The 8673-nt window shown below is 55.7% G+C and carries 12 protein-coding genes; 6 read left to right on the forward strand and 6 right to left on the reverse strand.

Annotation, left to right across the window (positions count from 1 at the left end):
* Together BTM36_RS23205 and BTM36_RS23210 are read right to left on the reverse strand one after the other, a co-directional pair.
* Positions 1-207, reverse strand: a 207-nt coding sequence (locus BTM36_RS23205; protein WP_077238138.1) for a hypothetical protein, incomplete at its 3' end; no start/stop codon positions are given.
* Positions 208-222: 15 nt separating this feature from the next.
* A complete protein-coding gene (locus BTM36_RS23210) occupies positions 223-423 on the reverse strand; it encodes a hypothetical protein (RefSeq protein WP_077238139.1) in 201 nt (66 codons plus the stop codon).
* A gap of 62 nt (positions 424-485) precedes the next feature.
* On the opposite strand from BTM36_RS23210, the gene BTM36_RS23215 reads away from it, so the two are divergent.
* Together BTM36_RS23215 and BTM36_RS23220 are read left to right on the forward strand one after the other, a co-directional pair.
* On the forward strand, positions 486-956 hold the full coding sequence (locus BTM36_RS23215) for a helix-turn-helix domain-containing protein (RefSeq protein ID WP_254427071.1): 471 nt from the start codon (positions 486-488) through the stop codon (positions 954-956).
* A gap of 1274 nt (positions 957-2230) precedes the next feature.
* Complete coding sequence (locus tag BTM36_RS23220) at positions 2231-3079, forward strand: helix-turn-helix domain-containing protein (protein WP_077238140.1); 849 nt, start codon at positions 2231-2233, stop codon at positions 3077-3079.
* A 439-nt stretch (positions 3080-3518) separates the two neighbouring features.
* On the opposite strand, the gene BTM36_RS23225 is transcribed toward BTM36_RS23220, so the two are convergent.
* Both BTM36_RS23225 and BTM36_RS23230 read right to left on the reverse strand, forming a co-directional pair.
* Positions 3519-4172: a BON domain-containing protein gene (locus BTM36_RS23225; RefSeq protein ID WP_306460544.1), complete on the reverse strand. Its 654-nt coding sequence runs from the start codon at positions 4170-4172 to the stop codon at positions 3519-3521.
* A gap of 53 nt (positions 4173-4225) precedes the next feature.
* Positions 4226-4666: a universal stress protein gene (locus tag BTM36_RS23230; RefSeq protein ID WP_077238141.1), complete on the reverse strand. Its 441-nt coding sequence runs from the start codon at positions 4664-4666 to the stop codon at positions 4226-4228.
* A gap of 64 nt (positions 4667-4730) precedes the next feature.
* Between BTM36_RS23230 and BTM36_RS28060 the strand changes: the two genes are divergently transcribed.
* A complete protein-coding gene (locus BTM36_RS28060) occupies positions 4731-5426 on the forward strand; it encodes a universal stress protein (protein ID WP_139347258.1) in 696 nt (231 codons plus the stop codon).
* A 261-nt stretch (positions 5427-5687) separates the two neighbouring features.
* A complete protein-coding gene (locus BTM36_RS23240) occupies positions 5688-6506 on the forward strand; it encodes a L,D-transpeptidase (RefSeq protein WP_077238143.1) in 819 nt (272 codons plus the stop codon).
* Between the two features lie 33 nt (positions 6507-6539).
* Here BTM36_RS23240 and BTM36_RS23245 read toward each other — a convergent pair whose 3' ends face one another.
* Positions 6540-7139, reverse strand: a complete 600-nt coding sequence (locus BTM36_RS23245; protein WP_254427072.1) for a hypothetical protein — start codon at positions 7137-7139, stop codon at positions 6540-6542.
* A 153-nt stretch (positions 7140-7292) separates the two neighbouring features.
* Positions 7293-7637: a hemerythrin domain-containing protein gene (locus BTM36_RS23250; RefSeq protein WP_254427073.1), complete on the reverse strand. Its 345-nt coding sequence runs from the start codon at positions 7635-7637 to the stop codon at positions 7293-7295.
* Between the two features lie 279 nt (positions 7638-7916).
* On the opposite strand from BTM36_RS23250, the gene BTM36_RS23255 reads away from it, so the two are divergent.
* Together BTM36_RS23255 and BTM36_RS23260 are read left to right on the forward strand one after the other, a co-directional pair.
* Positions 7917-8249, forward strand: coding sequence for a TraR/DksA C4-type zinc finger protein (locus tag BTM36_RS23255; RefSeq protein WP_077238144.1), 333 nt, complete (start codon positions 7917-7919; stop codon positions 8247-8249).
* Between the two features lie 95 nt (positions 8250-8344).
* On the forward strand, positions 8345-8673 hold a 329-nt coding region (locus BTM36_RS23260; protein WP_254427074.1), incomplete at its 3' end, for a poly-beta-hydroxybutyrate polymerase N-terminal domain-containing protein.

The following is an 8673-nucleotide window of genomic DNA, read 5'->3' on the forward strand; positions in this document are numbered from 1 at the left end:
CGCCTTGGCTTGCACGTTCTGCTCGGATAAGATCGGCATCGAATAGGATTGCGCCAGGGCGATGGCCTGATGCATCAACAGATCATGGGCCAGCGTGGCCAGGTTTTCACCCTGGTACTGCGCCAGGGCTTTCATGATGTCGTAGTTGTCGTCGTTGACGCGCACTACGATGCGGCGGTGACGGATTTTGCGGGGATCGTCGTACATGGCAGCCTCCGAAGATCAAGCCCGTTCGGCTTTGACGTCTTTGTCGTAGGCGGCCATGCCGCGCAATATCAACAGGCGCACAAAAGACGAGCGCGTGCGCAGATCCTGGCGTGCCAGCTCAGCCAGTCGTTGTTCTTCATCAGCTTCAAGGCGGAAGGTAACGGCCACCGAAGTATCGGTGTGGGGGCGGGATACGTGCTTGGAGAAGGTAGGCATATGGGATAATTGGTTGTACACGTCACTTAGCAATGGCGTCAATATAGAGTCCAAATGGACCCATGTCAATCGATTTATGCGTCTTTATGAACACAATTGGGGAACGCCTCAAGTCGGAACGAACCCGACTGGGATTTAATCAAACTGAATTTGCAGCCATAGGAGGCGTGCAGCGCCGTGCGCAATTGTTTTACGAACAAGATGAACGCCGCCCGGACGCAGGTTATTTGCAGGCAGTTGCTCGTTTAGGTGTTGACGTGCAATTTGTCGTGACAGGTATAAGAAGCGGCCAGACACTTTCCCTGGATGAGGAGCAATTACTTGCTCGATTCCGTAGTCTTGACCTAATTGGAAAGGCTCGCTTACTCGGTATGGTTGAGGGGATAAGCACCTCTGACGCGTCACCGCCATCGCAAACTCACAAGCGCACTGTCCAGATGACGATCCATGGATCTGTCGGTCAGCAAATTACCGGGGACATTAATGCTCCCCAGCGCATCATAATGGGACGCAAAAAAGTAAAAGTAAAATAGAGTGAGTTGAGATCGTGACCGAAATCAGCCTTCACTCGGGCTCCTCTCGGCGTACACTGGGACCGATATAGAGGCCTCGTGTCGTCAGCGCTCTCTCCCCCTGATGTGCTCGAAAAGCGAATCACTTCATCACCAGCCGCTGGCACAAGCCGAGGGCATCATTCTAGAAATGGGCCAGAATTGGATGCAAATCAACATTCGCGCAGTGGTAGCCGCATCAGACGGTGTGGGAGTCACTCTATCTGTTTGAGTGGATACAATTTGCACATGAAGCGTTGGACCAATTTCGTTATCGGGCTGCGCGTTAATGTCCACTTATGAGGGGCTATGGTTCGGTGCTTGGCGATAAACCGCACTTCACTTGATGTCTGCTGCGAAGTAGCCGAGCGCTTTTTTTAATATGTCGCGCTCCATCTTAACCTTCGCCAGTTCACGCCGAATGCGCTCATAATCTTGGCTAGCAACCTTCCCTGTGCCGCCTGCATGCCCGCCTACATTGGCTTCTCGACACCAGCGTCCTAAAAATTAGCGCCAATGCCGAGGTCGCGGGCAATACCTGCTTTAATTGCACCAGGCTAGCCTGCCAGCTTGACTGCTTCGAGCTTAAACTCTTCAGAAAATAACCGTCGTTCACGTGCCATTTAATACCTCCGATGGGGACATCATACCTATCGAAAGTGTCCGTCATACTGGGTCAAGGCAACTCAGCTCTTATCGAGTAGAACAGGCAACCAGCTTGTTATGCTATAGGTCTTATCATCCTAATAGAAAAATAAATGGAGTTTTCCCATGTCCTTAGCAAGCAATAGGAGTATGGTCCGTATATTCCTTCGCGAATCAAGGCTCTGGAAACGCCCCACGCTTGATTTTCTTCCCCATCCCGGCTCTGCTGTCTATCCAATTCTTCAGTCCCTGCGTTGAGATGCTTTGGTATCTTTCTCATTAGAGAATGATATGGATGAGATGAACAGCGTGATCTTGGGAAATACGGTTCCTAAGTGTCAGAATTTCCCGCCTTCTGGGCATGCGCCTATCTAGACTAACCGCGGCAGTTTGCGGATATTGGCCACACTAAGCAAGCTGATGAAGGTCCCGAGCGTATTCAGGGAAAGACGATCGTCCTTGCAACCAGAGGCGTAGATTTGGTCATGCAACTAGACCACCAACCTACCTATCATCTGTAGCATGTAACAGGAAAGCGTTCGTACGAGGGGAACGCCAGCAAGTGCCCACTATACTATCGAGCTGCCAACTACTGGGGGCGAGGAGCACACATGAGTACGTCCGACACCACAGCCAGTAGCCACTTGTTTCCCGTTTTAACTTGCACGAGCTGCATTGTGCAAGGACGGTGCTTTCCCCACTATCTTAGTGCCTCGGAGATAGAACAATTCGAGCATCTAATAGGACGCCGCCGCCGGATCTTGCGGGGCCAGTTTGCCTATCGTGCACATGACGAATGTACAAAGCTCTTCATCATTCGCATGGGTAGCTTCAAGACTGTGCGCATGTCCCCTAATGGTGGCGTGGATATAATTGCTTTCCATCATGTCGGTGACTTGCTAGGTATGGGGAGCGCATCGCGCACACGCTATGAGGTCGATGCGATCGCACTCGAAGACAGTCAGATCTGCGAAACCTCTGTCGGTGGACTTGAATATTTATCGAGGAAGATTCCTAGCCTGCAGCATCAAGTCCTGCAACGACTGAGCGATGAGGTGACGCTGATGCAGCGGCAAAGCCTATTACTGAAATCCAAGTCGGAGCAGCGCTTTGCAACCTTCATCTTGGACTTGTCCCGCATTTCATCACGCAGCGGCCACTCCGCAGACGATTTCACGTTGCACATGAGCAGGACTGATATCGGACTCTTCCTTGGGCTGACCAATGAGAGCATAAGTCGTCTCATTAGCCGATTCCGGAAAACTGGCCTGATCGAGGTCAGTGTACGCAAAGTGCATGTGCTAGCACCTCACGATCTCGAAGAGCTGGCCAGCGGCGCCGTCTCATGGAATCAGTACGAACAAGATCAGACGGAGCGAATCTGCGCGAAAGCGCACGAAATTGAGATGGGGCATTTCTTTGTGCTCGATCAGAAGACAGCAACATCAAGCAGCACCTAATGGTCTCCGAAGATTCTTGACTCAAGTCCCTCACCAGAATTTTAACGAAATCCGTTATGTTGTAATAGAACGGGGCAGCCATCGCGTCGATGCGCTAGCATTTCAAACCTGAGCAATGATCGCAATGTTGGCGATTCAAACACCGCTCCCGGCACGAATCCATTATTCAGGACGGCCAAATAATTTCTAGAGACCGCGCGTCTTTTAAAGCGCGGATTTCTTATCCGCATCGGCCCAAGGAAGTTGCATTACTATCCAGTTCGGTGAACGTATCTCTACGAATTAAACGAAATCCCGTTTACACAAAAATTCGGACACGCCCCACTCTCATTTTCTTATTGCATCTCCTCTTATCGCCGTTCTGGTCTGTTTTCTATCTGGATAGCTTTTCTTTTTTCGTTCTTGTTCTCTGCCCTTGGCAACCTCTGAAGGTCTTGTCCTATACCACGACGATGTCGTCAATGACCCGCTCCACTCCCGGTGTATGCAGTGCCGCCCGGTGTGCCTCTTGTCGTTCGGCAAGGGAGCTGACCATGCCAGTGAGGGTCACCACCCTGTCATTTACGGTGACGTACAAGGCCTTGGTCTGGACATGCGCCCGTCGTTGCAAGGCTGCTTCGATACTGCTTTTGATGTCCCGCGGCACTGCCCGGGCTTGCACCTTGAGCTGGTCGCTGATGCCGATCAGGCCGAACAGGTTTCTCAACGACTGTTCGGCCGCTTCACGCTGGTAGTCGAATTCGACCTGGCCTGTCAGAGTGATCCAGCCCCCCTCCACCTTGATCTGGATACCTTCCCGCGGCAATACGACGTTCCATTCAAGGGCGTTCCTCGCCGACGCCGCGATGTCGCTGTCCAGCCGCTGGCTGCTCCCGGGTAGACGTACGTCCATTTCCACCGCCAATCCCTTCAGACCGTTCACCCGCAAGGCCGCGCGTTCGGCGGCGCACTTTTGCGCATAGCTGGAAAGATGACCAGTCAGTGTCACGATACCGTCCACCACCTCCACGCCGATACAATTGTCATCGAAGGCCGTATCCCAGGCCAGTTCGTCCATGACTTCCTGCCGCAATTGATGGTCGCTTTTCATCATCGTGCTCCCTTGAGAAGATTCAACATGTCTGTCGGCCTTCGCAGGCGAGCGCCCTAGCGAAAGACCAGGACCGGTATCGTCGCGCCAGAAAGAACCTTTTGGGTCTGGCTTCCGAGGATGAATCTTTCCATCCCTTTCCTGCCGTGCGAGGCTATGAAGATAGCGTCGCAATGATGCCGCGACGCATACGCCAGAATCTCCTCGTAAGGGTGGATGGCCTTCACGGTAAAGACCTCGCAGGGTACGCCGGCGTTCTTCGCCAGCTCGGCTAGCCTGGCTACGTTCGTCCTGGCGTTTTCCAGGATCTCGTTTTCCACCTGCAGATAATTGATGGCCGTGCCGTCGATCACCGCCCACTGGACGATATCCTCTGCTACCGACAGGCCGACTAGGCTACTGCCGTTTTCCTTGGCGAACTGGATGGCCGCCTCAACGGCTCTTTCAGCAACTTTCGATCCATCGGTTGGAACAAGGATTTTTTGGAAGATACTCATCGTTCAATCTCCTGAGGGCGGACAGTGCTTTCATCCTATTCCCCGCCTTCCCGAAAGAACTGACATGGATCAAAACAGAACCCGTAGATGGCGCCAACATGATCTTTATCATCCATCCGAGAACGGAGGCCACCTATGTCAGTCCCCCCTAATCGTCGTCCACCTCGACCTTGCAGATGCGCTCGAATGCCGGGCGGAGGTCGCGGCCAAACTAGCGCGCGAATGGAACTGCAGGATCATCACTGTCTACGCCACCGGACTGGCCCACCTGGATCCGACGCTCTCGCCCGGTCAGGCGGCCGACACCTATCGCGCCGCCGTGGCGGTGATGCAGTACTTCGGCGCTCTCTTGGTACGCCATGGCATTGTTGCGGTATGGCGTCATCTGTCCAATACCAATGCGGCTGCGGCCCTGGTCCGGACCGCTCAGGGTGCCAGCCTGGTGATCATGAGCCACCATGCCAATGGCGCGACGCCACCGCCCGGGCATCTCGGCCTCTGTGAATTCGTGGTGCTGAATACCTCCTGCCCAATCCTGATCGTCGGCGCGCAGGCACAATTCGGCTCCAACATCATCGTCGCTTATGACGGCAGCAACGCTGCATTTCGTGCGCGGATGCAGGCGAGCCCCTTTCTGGAGCCGGTGCAACGGGTCACCTTGGCCACCTTCGCCCCCCTCCAGGACCGCGATTCCAGCGACACTCGACGACGCCATCGACTACCTGAAAAGCGTGGCCATTCCGCCTACGGTGTGCTGTGACAACGGAATGGATGACGTTGGTCAACGTCTGGCAGCGATGGCCAGGAACAGACATACCAACATGGTCGTCATGGGCGGATCTGCGCATCCGCGCTGGCGCAACGTGCTACGCGGAGGCACGACGGGATTCATGCTCGAACATACGGATATCGCATTGCTAATGTCGCACTAAAATCATTCCGCGGCTATTCGCTGCTTCATCCTCTTGGGTATATCCAGAGTCTTGAACGTCTCGCCAGCGTGTAAAACAAAAGGAACTGCATGTCATCTTGCTATTCATTCGTCACCAGCCTGGCAACAGCGGTTGCTGTAGCAATCGTGGCGCTACCCGGCGTGGCCCAGACCACCGCTGGTGCGGCCGTTTCAATCGATGCACCAAAACTGACCCGTCTGTTCGCCGCCGAAGTTCATCCGCGATTGCAGCTGCCAGAGGGTGAACAGCTACGCTATCTAGAATTGGCGCGTTCAATGCTGCAAGAGCACGGAATCAGCCTTGACGAACCCCAATACATCCTTGTGATTGATCGCGCCGCCAGCGTGCAGGCGGCGCTCCTGTACTGGATGGAAAACGGGCAGCCAAGCCAGCTGATCGGCGCGACACCGGTATCGACTGGCCGGCCTGCCGGCTTTGATCACTTCCTGACGCCGACCGGCATTCATCGGCACACGGTCGACAATCCCGACTATCGGGCGGTGGGAACGAGGAATTCGCACGGTATTCGGGGCTATGGCGTGCGCGGCATGCGCGTGTTCGACCTTGGGTGGAAGATCGCCACCCGTGGATGGGGCAAGGGCGGCGTCAGCACCATACGTCTGCAGATGCACGCGACTGATCCCGCCCTGCTCGAACCCCTGCTGGGGACCCGCCAGTCCAAGGGCTGCATCCGCATTCCGGCGTCCCTGAATCAACTGTTGGACGAACACGGAGTGCTGGATGCGGAGTACCAAGCCGCCAGGAATGCCGGCATGCGCATCGTGCCTGCCATGCCGGTCGGTGACGTGACAGGGGCGGGGCGCTACATCATCGTGTTGGACACGGGAACACCTGAGCGGCCCGACTGGGCGCTGCCTTCGCACTGAACCGTCAGGCAGGTACGCAGGCAGCGCCCCGCATCAGGATTCGGCATTGACGGCCTTGCTCGCCGATTTCCTGGCGGCATGATCGTTGGCAACGCTGGCCGCGGCGAGCATTTGCGGTACGACATGCTTGAGGCCGTCGCTCCAGGCCTCGGTGATCTGCTTGCCGCTTTCCATAATCTTGCCGAACATGCCCGGCAGCTCCTGGAAGCTCTTGTCGAAGAACTGCGCCATATCAGCATTGCCAGGCAAGCGGCGATTGCCGGCGCCATGCAAGCAACTAACGCACTCCTTGTTGACTTCGATCATCCTCTGTTGCATCGAGTGATTCAGCTTGACGGTGACGTCGCCGAGTAGCTCTCCCAACTGCTTGGCAAAGACCGCGCTTTCCTGCAGTTCAACGCGCCAGCGCTCTGCCATCATCGAGGCGGCTTCCAGCGGTGTTCTTGCCTCTACGCATTGCTTGGTCAGAAGAATCGCATTGCCTGTCTCGCGGCGCAGGAAATTGGTCTCTAGGTCATGGATCTTGCTCATGTATTCCAGCGTGCTGGCGCCGAGCTCCACGCTGGCCTCGATTTGATGGCTGGCACAGGCCAGCCAGAGATCAGCAAACTTATTCATATTGGGGGCAGCCATGGGATTTCCTTTCCGAAATTGGCACCGCTTGATGATTGATGAGTACAGAGTTGCGTCAGATCATTGCCACATGATCGCTAGCGCATCTGCAATCATCAGCCTTGTTCCACTTCGTTCTTGACGAAGCCCGCAATCGCGGCGGCCAGTGTCATGTCAATCATGGTCATGTGATGAACCAGCATCAGCGGCATCGTCCCTCTGACCATGTCGGCGAAGGACATGTCCCCCTCGTCGATAGAGCCTGGCCTTGTGCAAGATTCCCAGCAGGTTGGCATGGTCCCGCAGATGGTTACGAAGATCCGGATAACAGATCTTTTCCATGATGCTTTCCTCGGCCCGGAAGTCTGCCTCGATCTGGTCCAGCAACCGGCCGTAAGCCACTGCAAATTCGGCTTCCGGCACTGCAGCCAGATGGGCGAAGCCTTTCAAAATCTGCCGATGCTCGCGCGCCATCTCTTCGATTTCGAAGAAGATGAGTTCCTGATTGGATGTGCGCATGGGATTTCTTCTAAGGTCGCAATCGATACGGTGTCCCAATTGCAAGGTGACCAGCAAGTTTCTGCACACCCGCAACGTTCACGATGTCTGGAAGTTATATAAAGATTTTACCGATCGCACCGGGCGTAAAACTGATGCAGGTCAAGTTCTGGCAGAGGAAATTACCTACTCCTCCTGCGCGTTTTGACCTAAATCAGTAGCGTCTGATGGAGCATGGCGCAGAGTTGCCCCATGCAATCCCCGGCTCAATCGACTTCGGGGCACGTTCTTGGAGCGCCCATGCGACATCTTTCGACAACCCAGCTCATCCGGCTTCGATCCTTACTGGACGAGGCCGAAACTTCCCTGCGCCAGTGCATACGCACAGACGATTTCGCCGATGACGAGCGGTCTGACCGGCTCGGCATCCGGCAGCTAATATCGGACCAGGAGTTGCACGAACTGCTGGACATCACGGAGGCCCACTCACGCATGATAGACAACAGCTATGGTCTGTGCGTGGATTGCGGCGCCGAGATCGAGGTTGAACGCCTGCTCGCCTATCCCACCGCCAAGCGCTGTCTCGCCTGCCAGCAACAGCATGAACGTGGCCGCGCCCGCCTCAACGCATGAACGCCCCGGAACAACGCTGGCCCGCTGAGCCAGGAACGCTAGTAACCGCTGATACTGAAGCAGTCGCACCACTAAGTCCGAGTTTGCGCCTGGACATGCAGGTGCACGCGGCCCTTGCCCGTTCCAGCGGATCACTATCGCTGACCTCGGGACTGCTGGCCGCCATCGACTGGGCCGCGCACCTGGCCGTTTCCCCCGGCAAACGCCTTGAATTACTGTGCCTGGCCCTGCAGCAGGCCAACCGCCTGCTGCATTACATGGGCAGTGCCCACGCCCAGGCTGCCGACCTGCCGGTCGCGGACCGGCGCTTTGCCGCGCCGGACTGGCAGCGCTGGCCCTACAACCTTTGGCACCAGGGCTTCCTGCTGACCGAACAATGGTGGAATGCCTCCACGCGGGACGTCTGGGGTGTCGAAAAACATCA

The organism is Herbaspirillum sp. VT-16-41 (assembly GCF_001994935.1).
Lineage (GTDB): Bacteria > Pseudomonadota > Gammaproteobacteria > Burkholderiales > Burkholderiaceae_D > Herbaspirillum > Herbaspirillum frisingense.

Coding starts and splice junctions, on each gene's coding strand:
- BTM36_RS23210 (WP_077238139.1), bottom strand. CDS start 423: ATGCCTACCTTCTCCAAGCACGTATCCCGCCCCCACACCGATACTTCG.
- BTM36_RS23215 (WP_254427071.1), top strand. CDS start 486: ATGTCAATCGATTTATGCGTCTTTATGAACACAATTGGGGAACGCCTC.
- BTM36_RS23220 (WP_077238140.1), top strand. CDS start 2,231: ATGAGTACGTCCGACACCACAGCCAGTAGCCACTTGTTTCCCGTTTTA.
- BTM36_RS23225 (WP_306460544.1), bottom strand. CDS start 4,172: ATGATGAAAAGCGACCATCAATTGCGGCAGGAAGTCATGGACGAACTG.
- BTM36_RS23230 (WP_077238141.1), bottom strand. CDS start 4,666: ATGAGTATCTTCCAAAAAATCCTTGTTCCAACCGATGGATCGAAAGTT.
- BTM36_RS28060 (WP_139347258.1), top strand. CDS start 4,731: ATGGATCAAAACAGAACCCGTAGATGGCGCCAACATGATCTTTATCAT.
- BTM36_RS23240 (WP_077238143.1), top strand. CDS start 5,688: ATGTCATCTTGCTATTCATTCGTCACCAGCCTGGCAACAGCGGTTGCT.
- BTM36_RS23245 (WP_254427072.1), bottom strand. CDS start 7,139: ATGGCTGCCCCCAATATGAATAAGTTTGCTGATCTCTGGCTGGCCTGT.
- BTM36_RS23250 (WP_254427073.1), bottom strand. CDS start 7,637: ATGCGCACATCCAATCAGGAACTCATCTTCTTCGAAATCGAAGAGATG.
- BTM36_RS23255 (WP_077238144.1), top strand. CDS start 7,917: ATGCGACATCTTTCGACAACCCAGCTCATCCGGCTTCGATCCTTACTG.